The organism is Streptomyces sp. NPDC088762, from assembly GCF_044750905.1.
Classification (GTDB): domain Bacteria; phylum Actinomycetota; class Actinomycetes; order Streptomycetales; family Streptomycetaceae; genus Streptomyces.
Map to the genome: position 1 here is coordinate 169,736 of NZ_JBIVKT010000016.1, position 16,389 is coordinate 186,124.

The 16,389-nt window shown below is 70.8% G+C and carries 15 protein-coding genes; 8 read left to right on the forward strand and 7 right to left on the reverse strand.

Annotated elements, in window-relative coordinates:
- The first annotated feature begins 78 nt into the window (after positions 1-78).
- From ACIP5M_RS29250 to ACIP5M_RS29260, 3 genes are all read left to right on the forward strand, one after another.
- Positions 79-552: a hypothetical protein gene (locus ACIP5M_RS29250; RefSeq protein WP_401202261.1), complete on the forward strand. Its 474-nt coding sequence runs from the start codon at positions 79-81 to the stop codon at positions 550-552.
- A gap of 100 nt (positions 553-652) precedes the next feature.
- Positions 653-1,618 carry a hypothetical protein gene (locus ACIP5M_RS29255; protein ID WP_401202263.1) on the forward strand — a complete coding sequence of 322 codons (966 nt, stop codon included), beginning with the start codon at positions 653-655 and terminating at the stop codon, positions 1,616-1,618.
- Positions 1,619-1,624: 6 nt separating this feature from the next.
- A complete protein-coding gene (locus tag ACIP5M_RS29260) occupies positions 1,625-3,361 on the forward strand; it encodes a M16 family metallopeptidase (protein WP_401202265.1) in 1,737 nt (578 codons plus the stop codon).
- Between the two features lie 63 nt (positions 3,362-3,424).
- Here ACIP5M_RS29260 and ACIP5M_RS29265 read toward each other — a convergent pair whose 3' ends face one another.
- The 4 genes from ACIP5M_RS29265 to ACIP5M_RS29280 all read right to left on the reverse strand — a co-directional run bounded on the left by ACIP5M_RS29265 (position 3,425) and on the right by ACIP5M_RS29280 (position 7,907).
- Positions 3,425-4,549 (reverse strand): GuaB3 family IMP dehydrogenase-related protein, encoded by a 1,125-nt coding sequence (locus ACIP5M_RS29265; protein WP_401202267.1) that lies wholly within the window; start codon positions 4,547-4,549, stop codon positions 3,425-3,427.
- 196 nt (positions 4,550-4,745) lie between these two features.
- The gene (gene guaB / locus ACIP5M_RS29270) at positions 4,746-6,245 is read right to left on the reverse strand and encodes an IMP dehydrogenase (RefSeq protein WP_401202268.1); all 1,500 of its coding nucleotides are present in this window, start codon (positions 6,243-6,245) and stop codon (positions 4,746-4,748) included.
- Between the two features lie 165 nt (positions 6,246-6,410).
- Positions 6,411-7,040, reverse strand: a complete 630-nt coding sequence (locus tag ACIP5M_RS29275; RefSeq protein ID WP_266574431.1) for a sigma-70 family RNA polymerase sigma factor — start codon at positions 7,038-7,040, stop codon at positions 6,411-6,413.
- A gap of 255 nt (positions 7,041-7,295) precedes the next feature.
- The gene (locus tag ACIP5M_RS29280; protein ID WP_003948568.1) at positions 7,296-7,907 is read right to left on the reverse strand and encodes a response regulator transcription factor; all 612 of its coding nucleotides are present in this window, start codon (positions 7,905-7,907) and stop codon (positions 7,296-7,298) included.
- Positions 7,908-8,287: 380 nt separating this feature from the next.
- Here ACIP5M_RS29280 and ACIP5M_RS29285 point away from each other — a divergent pair, with 380 nt between their 5' ends.
- Complete coding sequence (locus ACIP5M_RS29285; protein WP_030027725.1) at positions 8,288-8,614, forward strand: WhiB family transcriptional regulator; 327 nt, start codon at positions 8,288-8,290, stop codon at positions 8,612-8,614.
- Positions 8,615-8,737: 123 nt separating this feature from the next.
- Here ACIP5M_RS29285 and ACIP5M_RS29290 read toward each other — a convergent pair whose 3' ends face one another.
- Positions 8,738-9,637, reverse strand: a complete 900-nt coding sequence (locus ACIP5M_RS29290; protein WP_401202270.1) for a LysR family transcriptional regulator — start codon at positions 9,635-9,637, stop codon at positions 8,738-8,740.
- An 88-nt stretch (positions 9,638-9,725) separates the two neighbouring features.
- Between ACIP5M_RS29290 and ACIP5M_RS29295 the strand changes: the two genes are divergently transcribed.
- The 3 genes from ACIP5M_RS29295 (at position 9,726) to ACIP5M_RS29305 (ending at position 12,035) form a co-directional block, all read left to right on the forward strand.
- Positions 9,726-10,430: an MOSC domain-containing protein gene (locus ACIP5M_RS29295; protein WP_401202294.1), complete on the forward strand. Its 705-nt coding sequence runs from the start codon at positions 9,726-9,728 to the stop codon at positions 10,428-10,430.
- A gap of 28 nt (positions 10,431-10,458) precedes the next feature.
- Complete coding sequence (locus ACIP5M_RS29300) at positions 10,459-11,232, forward strand: SDR family NAD(P)-dependent oxidoreductase (RefSeq protein ID WP_401202271.1); 774 nt, start codon at positions 10,459-10,461, stop codon at positions 11,230-11,232.
- 95 nt (positions 11,233-11,327) lie between these two features.
- Positions 11,328-12,035, forward strand: coding sequence for an ester cyclase (locus ACIP5M_RS29305; RefSeq protein WP_401202273.1), 708 nt, complete (start codon positions 11,328-11,330; stop codon positions 12,033-12,035).
- Between the two features lie 114 nt (positions 12,036-12,149).
- Here ACIP5M_RS29305 and groL read toward each other — a convergent pair whose 3' ends face one another.
- Positions 12,150-13,778 carry a chaperonin GroEL gene (gene groL / locus ACIP5M_RS29310; RefSeq protein ID WP_401202275.1) on the reverse strand — a complete coding sequence of 543 codons (1,629 nt, stop codon included), beginning with the start codon at positions 13,776-13,778 and terminating at the stop codon, positions 12,150-12,152.
- Between the two features lie 131 nt (positions 13,779-13,909).
- On the reverse strand, positions 13,910-14,218 hold the full coding sequence (gene groES / locus ACIP5M_RS29315) for a co-chaperone GroES (RefSeq protein ID WP_030230757.1): 309 nt from the start codon (positions 14,216-14,218) through the stop codon (positions 13,910-13,912).
- Between the two features lie 474 nt (positions 14,219-14,692).
- Between groES and ACIP5M_RS29320 the strand changes: the two genes are divergently transcribed.
- Entirely contained in the window at positions 14,693-16,102 is a 1,410-nt protein-coding gene (locus tag ACIP5M_RS29320) for an FtsW/RodA/SpoVE family cell cycle protein (protein ID WP_401202277.1), read from the forward strand.
- The last annotated feature ends 287 nt before the right edge of the window (positions 16,103-16,389 follow it).

Below are 16,389 nucleotides of genomic sequence, written 5' to 3' on the forward strand. Positions count from 1 at the left end.
TAACCTGCGGCGTCACTTATCCCGCACTTATGACCGACGGACAGACGTGCGCCCAAAATCCCTGGGGGGGATTTCCCAATGAGCCAGAACTTCCAGCCGCCCGCGCCCTCCTCGTACACCGAGGCCCCGGCCCCGGCCCCCGTCCAGGCGAGCGGCAACGTCGGCCTCGGCATCGTCGCGGCCGTCGTGGCCGCCGTGGCCACCGCCGCCGCCTACGGCGCGATCATCGGTGCGACCAAGTACGAGATCAGCTACGCCTCCCTCGCCGTGGGCGCCGTGATCGGCCTCGCCGCGGGCAAGCTCGGCGGCCGCAACCCCCTCCTGCCGGTCCTCAGCGCCCTGCTCGCCCTGGCCGCCATCCTCGGCGGCCAGATGTTCGGCATGGCCATGATCACCGCGGACGAGGCCGGCGTCTCCACCACGGACGTGCTGAACCTCGGCGTCTCCCTGCTCTTCGACGGCTGGAAGGAGAACGCCGAGCCGATGACGTTCCTCTTCCTCGCCGTCGGCGGCTACGCCGCCTTCCAGGTGGCCCGCAAGACCGCGGCCTGAGCCCAGCCCCGCCCGCAGGGGCTCTGAGCAGGCACGACAGCGATCGCACGACGCCGGAACCCGGTGTTGACGCCCTCGCCCGCGGCCATATGATCCGCGCGTGCCCGCTCATCCCCCGCTCGGTCGGCCCGTCTTCGCACCCGCCGACCGCATCCCCGCCCTCGCCGCCCTGCGCGAGTGCCTCCACCGCCAGGACTGGGATGCCGTCACCGCCGCCTATCAGGCCCTGCCCGACGAGAACGACCGCGCGGTCGCCTGCCGCGCCCTCTCCAGGAGCGGCTCCGACGTCTTCCTCAACCGGGTCGCGGCGGCGGACCCCCGCGATCCCCTCGTCCGGAGCTGGCAGGCCGACCGGCTGATCCATGCCGGCTGGGCCGTCCGCACCGCCCATCGCGCCCAGCACGTCACGCACCAGCAGTTCACGGACTTCCACGCCCACCTGCGGCGTGCGGAGCTGCTGCTCATGGACGTCTGCGCGGAACACCCCGAGTTCGCACTCGCCTGGTACCTGCGCATCATCACGGCCCGCGGCCTCGAGCTCGGCCCGGGCGAGACCCGGCGCCGCTACGACCGGCTCGCCGAGCACCACCCGCACCACTTCTCCGGACAGCAGCAGCTGCTCCAGCAGCTCTGCCCCAAGTGGGGCGGCACCTGGGAGGACGCCCACGGATTCGCCGAGGAGTGCGCGAAGGCCTCGCCGCCCGGCAGCCCGAACGGCGCGCTGGTCGCCACCGCCCAGATGGAGCAGTACCTGGAGATGTCGGAGAAGGGCGGCACCCGCCCCGCAGAAACGTATCTGCGTCAGCCGGACACCCACGCCCGGCTCCGTGAGGCCGCCGAGCACTCCGTGCTCCACCCCGATTCCCGCTCCGACGCGTACGCGGCCGTCAGCGCGCACAGCGCCTTCGCCGCCGTGCACTGCGCCGCCGGCCGGCACGCCGAGGCGGCCCCCCACTTCCGCGCGCTGGGTGATCACGCCGACGACTCCCTCTGGGGCTACTTCGGCAGCTACGACCCCGAGGCGGAGTTCGTCCGCCACCGCAAGACCGCGCTGAGGAAGGGCTGAGGCCCCATGGAATCCGTCACCAAGGCCACCACCGACGCCGACGGCATCACCACCACCACCGTCGACGGCATCCGCACCGTCCTCGCCCCGGCCGCCGGCCTCGTCACCGCCGGCCTCCTCTTCCGCGTCGGGCGCGCCGACGAGACCCTCGCCACCAGCGGCATCACCCATCTCGTGGAGCACCTCGCGCTGCACCGGCACGGCCTGAGCGACCTGCACTACAACGGCGCGACCGCCGCCGCCTACACCCACTTCCACGTCACCGGCACGCCCGCCGACGTCGTCGAGTACCTCAACGGCGTCTGCGCCGCCCTCCGCGACCTGCCCCTGCAGCGGCTGGAGACCGAGAAGGAGATCCTGCGCACCGAGGCCGCCGGCAAGAGCCACGGCATCGGCCACGCCACGACCCTGTGGCGCTACGGCTCCCGCTCCTACGGCCTCACCAGCTACCCGGAAGCGGGCCTCCCCGAGCTCACCGCGGACGACGTACAGGAATGGGCCCGCACCCGGTTCACCGCCGAGAACGCCGTCCTGTGGATGACCTCCGACCGCCTCCCCGAGGGGCTCGACCTCACCCTCCCGTCCGGTGAGTGGCACCCCGCCCCCGCGCCCACCTCCGCCCTGCCCGCCACTCCCGCCTACTTCTGCGGCGAGGACGGCGCCGTGGTCCTGACCTCCGTCGTGCCCCGCTCCACGGCGGCGCGACTGTTCGCCGAGGTGCTGGGCAAGGAGCTCTTCCGCGACCTGCGCCAGAAAGGCGGCTACTCCTACACGGCCACCGCCGACTACTCCCCCCGCGACACCGACTCCGCGACCATCACCGCGTACGCCGACGCCCTGCCCCGGAAGCAGGACGCGCTGGTCGGAGCCTTCGTGGACGTCCTGGCGAAGCTGCGGGCCGGCCGGATCGAGCAGGCCGACCTGGATTCCGTACGGGCTTCCGCGCTGGCGCAGTTCGACACCCCCGAGCTCGCTTCCGCCAGGCTCCCCGGGCACGCCATGAACCTGCTGCTGCGCCACCGCGACCTCACCCTCGCCGAGGCGCGCGCCGAGATCGAGGCGGTCACCGTCGAGGACCTGCACGGGGTCGCCCGGGCCGTATGGGCCGACGCCCTGATGCAGGTGCCCGGCCGGGGCGTGGACTGGGCGGGTCTCACGGCCGCCCCCGCCGTGTCGGCGGACATCGTCAGCGGCCGTCGTCACTCGTCCGTGGAGGACGGGAGCGTGGCGCTGATCATCGCGAAGGACGGCATCAGCCTGGTCTCTCCGCAGGGCCAGGCAACCGTGCGCTACGCCGAGTGCTCCCTCATGCAGGTCTACCCCGACGGCGGCCGCCACCTGATCGGCGACGACGGCTTCACGGTCACCGTCGAACCGACCCTGCACGGCATCACCGCCGCGCAGCTGGCACCCCTGGACGCCGGCGTTCCGTCCTCGTCCGTGGTCCGCATGCCGCCCCGCGACCCCTCCCGCATCCCGCAGCCGGACCTGGCCGCGGCCTACCTGCGGGCGACCGGGAAGCAGCCTCCCAGCACCGGCATCACGGTCTCGTTGTGGCTCTTCGGCGTGCTCTCGTTCCTCATGACGGGGCTCACCGGCCTCCTGGTCCTGGCCGAGACCGACGCGGAACTCTCCCCGCAGGGACCCGACTGGAACGGGGTGGGCGTCAACTGCCTCCTCACCCTCGCGGTCATCGGCCCGTTCCTCGGCCTGCTGCGCCACCGCCGCCAGGGCAAGGGCTGACATGCCGGAGGGCCGGCACCCCGAAACGGGGTGCCGGCCCTCCGGCCGCGCATGAAGAGCAGGTCAGCGGCTGTGCTGCGAGTCCGCGACCGTGACCTCGACGCGCTGGAACTCCTTGAGCTCGCTGTAGCCGGTGGTGGCCATCGAGCGGCGCAGGGCGCCGAAGATGTTCATGGCGCCGTCCGGGGAGTGCGACGGGCCGGTGAGGATCTCCTCGGTGGTGCCGACGGTGCCGAGGTCGACCTTCTTGCCGCGCGGCACGTCCTCGTGGACGGCCTCCATGCCCCAGTGGTTGCCCTTGCCGGGCGCGTCGGTGGCGCGGGCCAGCGGGGAGCCCATCATCACGGCGTCGGCGCCGCAGGCGACGGCCTTCGGGATGTCGCCGGACCAGCCCACGCCGCCGTCGGCGATGACGTGCACGTAGCGGCCGCCGGACTCGTCCATGTAGTCGCGGCGGGCCGCGGCCACGTCCGCGACGGCGGTGGCCATCGGGACCTGGATGCCCAGCACGTTGCGCGTGGTGTGCGCGGCGCCGCCGCCGAAGCCCACCAGGACGCCCGCGGCGCCGGTGCGCATCAGGTGCAGGGCCGCCGTGTAGGTGGCGCAGCCGCCGACGATGACCGGGACGTCGAGCTCGTAGATGAACTGCTTGAGGTTCAGCGGCTCGGCGGCGCCGGAGACGTGCTCCGCCGACACGGTGGTGCCGCGGATCACGAAGATGTCCACGCCCGCGTCCACGACGGCCTTGGAGAACTCGGCGGTGCGCTGCGGGGAGAGCGCGGCGGCGGTGACGACGCCCGAGTCGCGCACCTCCTTGATGCGCCGGCGGATCAGGTCCGCCTGGATCGGCGCGGAGTAGATCTCCTGGAGACGGCGGGTGGCGGACTCCTCGTCCAGCTCCGTGATCTCGTCGAGCAGCGGCTGCGGGTCCTCGTAGCGGGTCCACAGGCCTTCGAGGTTCAGCACGCCGAGGCCGCCGAGCTCGCCGATGCGGATCGCGGTCTGCGGGGAGACGACCGAGTCCATGGGGGCGGCCAGGAAGGGGAGCTCGAAGCGGTACGCGTCGATCTGCCAGGCGATCGAGACCTCCTTCGGGTCCCGGGTACGCCGGCTCGGGACGATGGCGATGTCGTCGAACGCGTACGCCCTGCGGCCGCGCTTGCCGCGCCCGATCTCGATCTCAGTCACGTGTGGTGGCCTTTCCTCTGGGTCTGCCCGTCCAGTATCCCCGAAGGCCGGGGGCATGCGTTCCGGTGACCGCTGTACGGACGGGCAGGATCAGCCTCGCCGGCGTTTGAGGCGCGGGGGCCCGGGGGCAGAGCCCCCGGCAACGGCGAGAGGCGGGCCCGGAATCCCTGGACCCGCCTCGTGCACTGCACCCCTGCTACCCCTTACGGGAGTAGTTCGGAGCCTCGACCGTCATCTGGATGTCGTGCGGGTGGCTCTCCTTGAGCCCCGCCGAGGTGATCCGCACGAAGCGGCCCCGCTCCTGGAGCTCCGGCACGGTGCGGCCACCGACGTAGAACATCGACTGGCGCAGGCCGCCGACCAGCTGGTGCACGACCGCCGAGAGCGGGCCCCGGTACGGCACCTGGCCCTCGATGCCCTCGGGGATGAGCTTGTCGTCGCCGCCCACGCCCTCCTGGAAGTAGCGGTCCTTCGAGAAGGACTTGCGGTCGCCGCGGGACTGCATCGCGCCGAGCGAGCCCATGCCGCGGTACGACTTGAACTGCTTGCCGTTGATGAAGAGCAGCTCGCCCGGGGACTCCTCGCAACCCGCGAGCAGCGAGCCGAGCATCACCGTGTCGGCGCCCGCGACCAGGGCCTTCGCGATGTCGCCGGAGTACTGCAGGCCACCGTCGCCGATGACCGGGACGCCCGCGGCCCTGGCGGCCAGCGAGGCCTCGTAGATCGCGGTCACCTGCGGGACGCCGATGCCGGCGACGACGCGGGTGGTGCAGATGGAGCCGGGGCCGACGCCGACCTTGATGCCGTCGCAGCCGGCGTCGATCAGCGCCTGGGCGCCGTCGCGGGTGGCGACGTTGCCGCCGATGACGTCGACGGAGGAGTTCGACTTGATCTTGGCGACCATGTCGCCGACCAGGCGGGAGTGGCCGTGGGCGGTGTCGACGACGATGAAGTCGGCGCCCGCCTCGATCAGGGCCTGGGCGCGCTCGTACGCGTCGCCGGCGACACCGACCGCCGCGCCGACGAGCAGGCGGCCGTCCTTGTCCTTGGCGGCGTTCGGGTACTTCTCGGCCTTGACGAAGTCCTTGACCGTGATGAGGCCCTTGAGGATGCCCGCGTCGTCGACCAGCGGAAGCTTCTCGATCTTGTGGCGGCGCAGCAGCTCCATGGCGTCCACCCCGGAGATGCCGACCTTGCCCGTGACCAGCGGCATCGGGGTCATGACCTCGCGCACCTGGCGGCTGCGGTCCGACTCGAAGGCCATGTCGCGGTTGGTGACGATGCCGAGCAGCTTGCCCGCGGGGTCGGTGACCGGGACGCCGGAGATGCGGAACTTCGCGCACAGCTCGTCGGCCTCGCGCAGAGTCGCGTCCGGGTGCACCGTGATCGGGTCGGTGACCATGCCGGACTCGGAACGCTTGACCAGGTCGACCTGGTTGGCCTGGTCGGCGATCGAAAGGTTCCGGTGCAGGACGCCGACGCCGCCCTGGCGGGCCATCGCGATGGCCATGCGGGCCTCGGTGACCTTGTCCATGGCTGCGGACAGCAGCGGAACGTTCACCCGGACGTTGCGCGAGATGAGGGAAGAGGTGTCGATCTCATCGGGGGCCATGTCCGACGCGCCCGGCAGCAGCAGCACGTCGTCGTAGGTCAGTCCGAGCGTGGCGAATTTGTCGGGCACTCCGTCGGCGGTCATGACACCTTCCCAAATGGTCTTGCTCAGCGCGGATGTCCATGCTAACGGGATCCCGACGCGTCTCATTCCACGACCAAGGTCAAGCAGGATTTTCGTAGTTTCCTACGGCGAATTCCACGGAGATCCCCGCGAAGTCCCGCGGCCGGAATTCCCCTCCGAGCCCGCCTACTGCTCGGCGAGCGCCCGCAGCCGGCTGAGCGCCCGGTGCTGGGCCACCCGCACCGCTCCCGGGGACATCCCGAGCATCTGCCCGGTCTCCTCCGCGGTCAGACCGACCGCCACGCGCAGGACGAGGAGCTCGCGCTGGTTCTCCGGAAGGTTGGCCAGCAGCTTCTTGGCCCAGGCGGCATCGCTGCTGAGCAGCGCCCGCTCCTCGGGACCCAGCGAGTCGTCGGGCCGCTCCGGCATCTCGTCGGACGGCACCGCCGTACTGCCCGGGTGGCGCATGGCGGCCCGCTGGAGGTCGGCGACCTTGTGCGCGGCGATGGCGAAGACGAAGGCCTCGAAGGGCCGACCGGTGTCCCGGTAGCGCGGCAGGGCCATCAGGACGGCGACGCAGACCTCCTGCGCCAGGTCCTCCACGAAGTGGCGCGCATCGCCCGGAAGCCGGGAGAGCCGGGTGCGGCAGTAGCGGATCGCGAGCGGGTGCACGAAGGCGAGCAGATCGTGCGTGGCCTGCTCGTCACCCTCCACCGCCCGGCGTACGAGCGCGCTGACGGCCCCGGCACTGCCGCCTTTGGCGGCGCCGGTGGGGCCCGTGGCCGCGGGGGACCCCAGGGCTTCGTCGTCACGCATCAATCCATGGTGCCTTGACGCCGGAGCTTCCGCGGCACCGTGGCCGTTTTCGTGCATCGAAGCGTTATGAGCGGGTGCGCCTGAAGTCATCGTCTGCGCTCTCCCCTCCCGCTCGGCCGAATAGTCCTCGAGGACTCCCACACTCCAAGAATGCGGCACACCCTCAAGGATGCGGCATCGCGCACGAAGCGACACGTCCCCCGGATTGTGCCCCGCCAATCCCCGGGTGCGCACCGGATACGGCGGGGCCCAGGATCAGCGGACCAGGCCCCAGCGGAAGCCGAGTGCCACGGCGTGCGCCCGGTCCGAGGCGCCGAGCTTCTTGAACAGCCTGCGGGCGTGCGTCTTGACCGTGTCCTCGGAGAGGAAGAGCTCGCGCCCGATCTCCGCGTTGGACCGGCCGTGGCTCATGCCCTCCAGCACCTGGATCTCACGCGCGGTGAGCGTGGGCGCGGCGCCCATCTCGGCCGAGCGGAGCCGGCGTGGGGCCAGTCGCCAGGTCGGGTCGGCCAGGGCCTGGGTGACCGTGGCCCGCAGTTCGGCGCGCGAGGCGTCCTTGTGCAGGTACCCCCGGGCGCCGGCGGCGACCGCGAGGGCCACGCCGTCCAGGTCCTCGGCGACCGTCAGCATGATGATGCGGGCGCCCGGATCGGCCGAGAGCAGCCGGCGGACCGTCTCCACACCGCCCAGCCCGGGCATCCGTACATCCATCAGAATGAGGTCGGAGCGGTCGGCACCCCAGCGGCGGAGGACTTCCTCGCCGTTGGCAGCCGTCGTCACACGCTCGACGCCGGGCACGGTGGCAACCGCGCGACGGAGCGCCTCTCGGGCAAGCGGGGAGTCGTCGCAGACGAGGACGGATGTCATGACCGCCCTCCGCAGCTGCTGATGCGCGTCACCTTGAGCCTCCAGGCTGGTACGTATCGTCACCTGTGCGGTCGATGTCCCAGGACACCTGTCCGAGAACTTCTTGGTTCAACCGCCTTCGCACTCTCAACGATGGTCACTCGAAAGAGTTACGGGTCGGACGGACACCTTCGGCACTCTACGTGAGGACGCGAACACGGCGCGGGCGCCACAAGCCATCTGTCCTCCATCTGGAGCTATGCCCTATTTGGCGGCTTTCCTTCCGTTTGGCACATGTCTGAGGCTAGATTCGCCAATGAGTCATATTTACATCTACTCCGACAGTAGGTGTGGAGACATGGACCGTATCCGCCTCAGTACCGGCACCAAGAGGACTACCAATGGCAGATTTCTCCCGCCTCCCCGGACCGAACGCCGACCTCTGGGACTGGCAGCTGCTGGCCGCCTGCCGGGGGGTCGACAGCTCCCTCTTCTTCCACCCGGAAGGCGAGCGGGGCGCGGCCAGGAGCGCGCGCGAGGCCTCGGCTAAAGAGGTCTGCATGCGATGCCCGGTGCGTTCGGAATGCGCCGCGCACGCACTCGCCGTCCGCGAGCCCTACGGAGTGTGGGGTGGCCTCACCGAGGACGAACGCGAGGAACTGATGGGCCGCGCACGCCACCGCCTGATCCCCGCGTCGAGTGCGATCGGCCCGATCGCGCCGCACTGACCGGAACACGACGAAACGTCTGAAGGAACGTTTCTTCCATTCGTTTGGACTCCTCCACACCCGGGCGTGTCGCCGTCGTGCCCGGAACCGCACTCGTTCGGCCGTACGCAGCCGTCCGTACGGTCAGCGCGTGGCGGCGCGTTCCAGCTCGGCCAGGGTCGCGGCCACCGCCGGGACCCTGGCCAGGTCGGGCAGGGTCAGCGCGACGACCTCGCGCTCGACGGCCGGTTCCACGGTCAGCGTGCTCACGCCCTTGGCCCGTACGGACTCCACCGCGAGCTCCGGCAGCACCGCGACGCCCAGCCCGGCCCCCACCAGGCCGACCACGGCCGGGTAGTCGTCGGTGGCGAAGTCGATGCGCGGGGTGAAGCCCGCGACCTCGCACACCTCCACCAGGTGGCGGCGGCAGCGCGGACAGCCCGCGATCCAGGGCTCGTCGGCCAGCTCCGCCATGCCCACCCGCCCGGCCCCCGCCAGCCGGTGTCCCTCGGGGACCAGCCCGACGAGCCGGTCGGTGAGCAGCGGCCGCACCACGAGGTCATCCCACTCCGCGGCGGATCCGGCCGCCCCGCCGTAGCGGAAGGCCAGCGCGAGGTCGCAGTCCCCCTCGCGGAGCATCTCCACGGAGCGCGGCGGTTCGGCCTCGACCAGCGAGATACGGGTTCCCGGGTGCTCGGCGCGCATCGCCGCGAGCGCGGTGGGCACCAGGGTGGAGCTGCCGCTGGGGAAGGACACCAGCCGGACCCGGCCCGCCCGCAGGCCGGCGATGGCCGCGACCTCCTCCTCGGCCGCGGTCAGCCCGGCCAGGATCCCCGCGGCGTGCCGGACCAGGGCCTCACCGGCCTGGGTCAGCCGCATTTCGCGGCCGGTGCGGATGAGCAGCGGGGTGCCTGCCGACTGCTCCAGGGCCTTCATCTGCTGGGAGACGGCGGGCTGGGTGCAGCCGAGCTCGCGGGCGGCGGCGGAGAAGGACCCGGTCCCGGCGACGGCGCGCAGAACCCGGAGATGACGTGCTTCGATCACCCTTCGAGCATAAGCCATTCTTTGATCACGGAGCGAATAAGCCGGTGACGCTTTGAGTGGGCCCGGTTAGCGTGCTCCCATGGGTCCCATGCATCTGATCTCCGTCAACATCGGCCGCGCCACGGCCTCCGAGCACACCGACGCCGAAAGCGGGATGACCGGCCACGGCAAGCGCCCCGTCCCCGGGCCGGTCCGCGTCGTCGCCCCCGGCCCGAGGGCCACCGGCCTCGGCAGCGGCCTGGAGGGCGACGCCGTCTGCGACCGCCGCCACCACGGCGGCGACCACCAGGCCGTCTACGCGTACGCCCGCGAGGACCTGGACTGGTGGGAGGCCGAGTTAGGGCGCGAACTGCCCGGCGGGCTCTTCGGCGAGAACTTCACCACCTCCGGCGTCGACCTGAACACCGCACGTCTCGGCGACCGCTGGCGGGTCGGGGCGGACCTGCTGCTGGAGGTGGCCTCGGCCCGCATACCGTGCCGGACCTTCCAGGGGGTCCTGGGCGAGAGCGCCTGGGTCAGGCGGTTCACCCGGGCGGGCCGGCCCGGCGCGTACCTGCGGGTGCTCGAAGAGGGCCGGGTCTCGCCCGGCGACACCATCGAGGTCGTCCACCGCCCGGACCACGACGTGACGGTGGAGCTGTGGTTCCGCGCCTTCACCACCGAGCGCGCCCTGCTGCCGCGCACCCTGGCGGCGGGCGCGGCGCTGGAGCCGGCGGCCCGCGCCACCGCGCGCCGTTACATGGAGAAGCACGCGGCGCAGGAGAAGCACCGGGCCGGAGCCGGGGCGGAGTAGAACGGCCGCCGGGCACTAGGTTGCCCGTATGACGACTGCGTTGATTACGGGATCCACGGCGGGCATCGGCGCCGCCTTCGCCCGGCGGCTCGCCGCCCAGGGCCACAACCTGGTGCTGGTGGCACGCGACACCAAGCGGCTCGGCGAGCAGGCCACCGAGCTGCACGACCGGCACAGCATCGAGGCCGAGGTGCTGGCCGCCGACCTCTCCACGGAGGAGGGGATCGCGGCGGTCGAGCAGCGCCTCGGCGACCGTACGCACCCGGTGGACCTGCTGGTCAACAACGCGGGCTTCGGCAACAAGGGCCGCTACCTCGAAGTGCCGATGGCCGACGAGCTGACCATGCTGAAGGTGCACATCGAGGCGGTGCTGCGGCTCACCTCGGCGGCCACCGGGTCGATGCGCTCGCGCGGCCGCGGCGGCGTGATCAACGTGGCCTCGGTGGCCGCCTTCGTACCGCGCGGTACGTACGGGGCCAGCAAGGCCTGGGTCGTCCAGTTCACGCAGGGCGCGGCGAGGGACCTGTCGGGATCCGGGGTGCGGCTGATGGCGCTGTGCCCGGGCTTCGTGCGCACCGAGTTCCACGAGCGCGCCGGCATGGGCACCGACAACATCCCCGGCTGGATGTGGCTCGACGCCGACAAGCTGGTGGCGGCGGCCCTGGCCGACCTGGCGCGGGGCAAGACGGTCTCGATCCCGGACCCCCGGTACAAGGCGCTGATGGGCGTGGTGAAGCTGACGCCGCGCGGGCTGCTGGGCGGGGTGTCGTCCCGTACGGGCCGCAAGTACGGCCCCCAGTGAGCTGCCCCCTGACCTCCCGTAACCCACCAGCTGACCGGCCGATCGGGTGAAAACTCCCTAAAATGGACATGCCCCATCGAGCCCGGGAGACCACCATGACATTCGTACAGATAATCGATTACAAGACCAGTCGGCAGGACGACCTCAACCAGCTGCTCGACCGGTACGTCTCGCAGAGCCAGGGCAAGCGCACCGTCACCCACAGCATCGTGGGCAAGGACCGCGAGAACGAGAACCACTACGTGGACGTGGTCGAATTCCCCTCGTACGAAGAGGCCATGAAGAACTCTCAGCTCCCGGAAACGGACACGATGTTCCAGGAGATGGTGGCCCTCTGCGACGGGATGCCCAGCTTCACCAACCTGGACGTGGTCCGGGAAGAGAACCTCAACAAGATGCTCGTGGACCGGATGTTCGACGAGCTGGCCACGACGGGCGACCGTTCCGTCGCCGAGGAGATCCTGGCCTCCGACTACATCGACCACGACATCTTCAAGGCCGATCCGAACGCCGAGGGAATCGACGGTCTGATGGCGGACCTGACCATGTGGCGGTCCGCATTCGACATGTCCTTCACCAAGAACCAGCAGATCGCCGAAGGCGACTTCGTCACCACCCTGTGGACCTGGAACGCGACGCACACAGGCGAGTTCATGGGCCTCGCGCCCACCGGCAAGAAGGTCAGCGCGACCGGCTCGACGACGTTCCGCTGCAAGGACGGCATGATCGCCGAGGGCTGGTGGCACTACGACATCATGGCCGTGATGCGGCAGCTCGGCCTGATGGAGGACATGCCGGCCTGACCGCACGCGCCACGCGCCACGCGCCACGCCCCACGCCCCACGAACAACGGGAAGGCCCCCGCCCCGCCGTGCGAAACGGCGGGACGGGGGCCTCTCGTATGCGCGGGCGCAGCGTCAGTGGCTGTGGCCGTGACCGTGGCCGTGACCGGCCTCGGCCTCTTCCTCGGCCGGCTTCTCGACGACCAGGGTCTCGGTCGTGAGCAGCAGGGAGGCGATGGAAGCGGCGTTCTCCAGCGCGGAGCGGGTCACCTTCACCGGGTCGATGACGCCGGCCTTGACCAGGTCGCCGTACTCGCCGGTGGCGGCGTTGAAGCCCTGGCCCTTCTCGAGCTCGGCGACCTTCGAGGTGATGACGTAACCCTCGAGACCGGCGTTCTCGGCGATCCAGCGCAGCGGCTCGACGGCGGCGCGGCGCACGACCGCGACACCGGTGGCCTCGTCGCCGGTCAGGCCGAGGTTGCCCTCGAGGACCTTGACGGCGTGGACGAGCGCGGAGCCACCGCCGGAGACGATGCCCTCCTCGACCGCGGCGCGGGTCGCCGAGATGGCGTCCTCGAGACGGTGCTTCTTCTCCTTCAGCTCCACCTCGGTGGCGGCGCCGACCTTGATGACGCAGACGCCGCCGGCGAGCTTCGCCAGGCGCTCCTGCAGCTTCTCGCGGTCCCAGTCGGAGTCCGTGGACTCGATCTCGGCCTTGATCTGGTTGACGCGGCCGAGAACGTCCTCGTGGCTGCCGCCACCGTCGACGATGGTCGTGTCGTCCTTGGAGATCGTGACGCGGCGGGCGGTGCCCAGCACGTCCAGACCGGCCTGGTCGAGCTTGAGGCCGACCTCCTCGGCGATGACGGTGGCACCGGTGAGGGTGGCCATGTCCTGGAGCATCGCCTTGCGGCGGTCACCGAAGCCGGGGGCCTTGACGGCGACCGCGTTGAAGGTGCCGCGGATCTTGTTGACGACGAGGGTGGAGAGCGCCTCGCCCTCGACGTCCTCGGCGATGATCAGCAGCGGCTTCGAGGCGCCGGCCTGGATGACCTTCTCGAGCAGCGGCAGGAGGTCCTGGATGGAGGAGATCTTGCCCTGGTTGATCAGGATGTACGGGTCGTCGAGGACGGCCTCCATACGCTCCTGGTCGGAGACCATGTAGGGGGAGAGGTAGCCCTTGTCGAAGGCCATGCCCTCGGTGAACTCCAGCTCCAGGCCGAAGGCGTTGGACTCCTCGACGGTGATGACACCGTCCTTGCCGACCTTGTCCATCGCCTCGGCGATGAGCTCGCCGACCTGGGTGTCCTGCGCGGAGAGCGCGGCCACGGCGGCGATGTCGGACTTGTCGTCGATCGGACGGGCGGTCGCGAGGAGGTCCTCGGACACGGCCTTGACCGCGGCGTCGATGCCCTTCTTCAGGGCGGCCGGGGAGGCGCCCGCGGCGACGTTGCGCAGACCCTCGCGGACCAGCGCCTGCGCCAGCACGGTGGCGGTGGTGGTGCCGTCACCCGCGATGTCGTTGGTCTTGGTCGCCACCTCCTTCACGAGCTGGGCGCCCAGGTTCTCGTACGGGTCGTCCAGCTCGACCTCGCGAGCGATGGTGACACCGTCGTTGGTGATGGTGGGGGCACCGAACTTCTTGTCGATGACGACGTTGCGGCCCTTGGGGCCGATCGTCACCTTGACCGTGTCGGCGAGCTTGTTGACGCCGCGCTCGAGGGCGCGACGGGCGTCCTCATCGAACTTCAGAATCTTCGGCATGGGAGCGGTTCAGCCCTCTCGTTGCGATCCTCGGCCGCTCACCGCGACCGCCTAGAACGAACTGCGCCCCTCGCCCCCCGGCATCAGCAGGGTGACCAGGGGCGCAGCTCAAAGCAAAACTGGAGAAGCGATTACTTCTCGACGATCGCGAGCACGTCGCGAGCCGAGAGGACGAGGTACTCCTCGCCGCTGTACTTCACTTCGGTGCCGCCGTACTTGCTGTACAGCACGATGTCGCCGACGCTGACGTCCAGCGGGAGACGCTGGCCGTCCTCGAAGCGGCCCGGGCCCACGGCGAGGACGACGCCCTCCTGGGGCTTCTCCTTCGCGGTGTCCGGGATGACCAGGCCGGAGGCCGTGGTCTGCTCGGCGTCGAGCGGCTGGACCACGATGCGGTCCTCAAGCGGCTTGATGGCAACCTTGGAGCTGGCGGTCGTCACGATCCGACCTCCCCCTTCGGAGATCCGGGGTTAACTGTCTGAGGTGGCGACCAGGTCGATCCGTCGTCGCGGGTGCCGGACCTGCCTGTCGCTGTGTTGGCACTCACCCGGGGCGAGTGCCAGGTGCGACACTATTCCGGCGATTAGCACTCGGTCAAGCGGAGTGCCAATTCTCGCCGCCAATGGCGTCATCCCGCACCCTCCGCACCCCTCCCGTCGAGGGGTGCCGGGGCGACGGGACAGGCTTCGGCCAGCCCTGCCGCGGGGTCCCGCCCAGCCCCCTCCTGGGGCTCGAAGGAACCACGACGAGGGCATCTTCGTCGTAGACGATATGAAGATAAAGCGCCTCATTGCCGAGCAGACCGGGCCCCAGGCCTACGCGAGCCCGAGCGCACCGGGCGCCGCCTCCGCCCCGCGAGAGGCATCACCCCCGCCGCCGCCCCCGTCCGCCCCCGCGGATCGTGGCGGCTTCCCGTGCGAGGACTGAAACCCCTGACGACGGCGGGCGCCCGCCGCCGCACCGAGGCGCTGCTCCTGCTCTTCGTCGTCGCCATCGCCGTCTTCGGCCACGCCTGCGCCGGCCTCGCCATGAACGGCGAGCTGCCGCCCAACCTCACCGGCTTCGCGATCAGCCTGTCGCTGCTCTCCCTCGTGGGGCACCTGGGCATCCGCCGGTTCGCGGCGTACGCGGATCCGCTGGTCTTCCCGCTCGCCATGCTGCTGACCGGGCTCGGGCTGGTACTGATCCACCGGCTCGACCAGGGGTACATCGAGCGGTACAACTCGGACGCGAACGCGCCCGGCCAGCTGATGTGGACGGTGGTCGGGGTCGCCGCCTGCCTCCTGGTGGTGGGGCTGCTGCGCGACCACCGGCTGCTGCAGCGCTTCATCTACATCACGATGGCCGTCGCGCTGGTGCTGCTGATCGCGCCGGCGTTCTTCGGCGCCGACACGTACGGCGCCAAGCGCTGGATCATCCTCTTCGGCTTCTCGCTCCAGCCCGGCGAGTTCGTGAAGATCATGATCGCGATCTTCTTCGCTGGGTACCTCGTCATCCACCGGGACTCGCTGGCCCTGACCGGCCGGAAGTTCCTCGGCATGCGGCTGCCCCCGATGCGCCAGCTCGGTCCGATCATCACCGTGTGGATCGTCTCCATGCTGGTGCTGGTCTTCGAACGCGACCTCGGCACGTCGCTGATCTTCTTCGGCGTCTTCGTGGTGATGCTCTACGTGGCCACCGAGCGCACCGGCTGGATCGTGTGCGGCCTGCTCATGGCGGCGGTGGGCGCCTTCGCGGTGGGCTCGACGGAGCCCCACGTCAAGGCGCGCGTGGCGGCATGGCTGGATCCCCTGTCCTACTACTGGGAGAACCGGCCGGCGGGCGTCACCTCGGACCAGTCGGCCCAGGCCCTGTTCAGCTTCGGCACGGGCGGCATGTCCGGGACGGGACTCGGCATGGGCCACCCGGAGCTGATCAAGTTCGCCGGCCGCAGCGACTTCATCCTCACGACGGTGGGCGAGGAGCTCGGGCTGGCCGGGGTCATGGCCGTCCTCCTCCTGTACGCCCTGCTCGTGCAGCGGGGCCTGCGCATGGCCCTGGGCGCCCGCGACCCCTTCGGCAAACTCCTGGCGGTGGGCCTGGCCTCGGCCCTGGCCCTCCAGGTCTTCGTGGTCGCGGGCGGCGTCACGGGCCTGATCCCCCTGACGGGCAAGGCCCTGCCCTTCCTGGCCAAGGGCGGCTCGTCCCTCCTGGCCAACTGGATCATGATCGCCCTCCTCCTCCGCATCAGCGACAACGCGGAACGCCAACGCGAGGCGGACACCCGGGGGCCGGCGGAAACGACGATCACGGCGGGGGTGGGGGCGGGGGCGGGGGCGGGGTAGGGCGGGGCCTTCGCCCCCCTCTCACCCCCCTGCCGGTCGGCGGCTGCCCACCCAGGGCGGGCGGGGGCGGGGTGACGGTTGGGCGGGCGGCGTAGGCGGTGTCCGCCGGGGCGAGCCGATATGGGGGGCGGGGGCGTGGGACGGAAGCGTGCCAGGCGGCACCGTGAAGTGAAGCGGCACACGATGGGCGGAAGCCGACTTACCCGGAAGTGGTGAGGGTTTGGGGGTTTCCCGTCAGTCCCATCGTCTCTCCGGTTCGGGCCGGTCCCTCAAGGGCGCTCCCTGCG

What these genes read in the sequence shown, in the direction of transcription:
- guaB (WP_401202268.1), bottom strand. Translation starts at nt 6,245, where the DNA reads ATGACCGCCGACGGAGTGCCCGACAAATTCGCCACGCTCGGACTGACC.
- ACIP5M_RS29295 (WP_401202294.1), top strand. Translation starts at nt 9,726, where the DNA reads ATGCATCTGATCTCCGTCAACATCGGCCGCGCCACGGCCTCCGAGCAC.
- ACIP5M_RS29285 (WP_030027725.1), top strand. Translation starts at nt 8,288, where the DNA reads ATGGCAGATTTCTCCCGCCTCCCCGGACCGAACGCCGACCTCTGGGAC.
- ACIP5M_RS29275 (WP_266574431.1), bottom strand. Translation starts at nt 7,040, where the DNA reads ATGCGTGACGACGAAGCCCTGGGGTCCCCCGCGGCCACGGGCCCCACC.
- groL (WP_401202275.1), bottom strand. Translation starts at nt 13,778, where the DNA reads ATGCCGAAGATTCTGAAGTTCGATGAGGACGCCCGTCGCGCCCTCGAG.
- ACIP5M_RS29305 (WP_401202273.1), top strand. Translation starts at nt 11,328, where the DNA reads ATGACATTCGTACAGATAATCGATTACAAGACCAGTCGGCAGGACGAC.
- ACIP5M_RS29260 (WP_401202265.1), top strand. Translation starts at nt 1,625, where the DNA reads ATGGAATCCGTCACCAAGGCCACCACCGACGCCGACGGCATCACCACC.
- ACIP5M_RS29280 (WP_003948568.1), bottom strand. Translation starts at nt 7,907, where the DNA reads ATGACATCCGTCCTCGTCTGCGACGACTCCCCGCTTGCCCGAGAGGCG.
- ACIP5M_RS29250 (WP_401202261.1), top strand. Translation starts at nt 79, where the DNA reads ATGAGCCAGAACTTCCAGCCGCCCGCGCCCTCCTCGTACACCGAGGCC.
- ACIP5M_RS29300 (WP_401202271.1), top strand. Translation starts at nt 10,459, where the DNA reads ATGACGACTGCGTTGATTACGGGATCCACGGCGGGCATCGGCGCCGCC.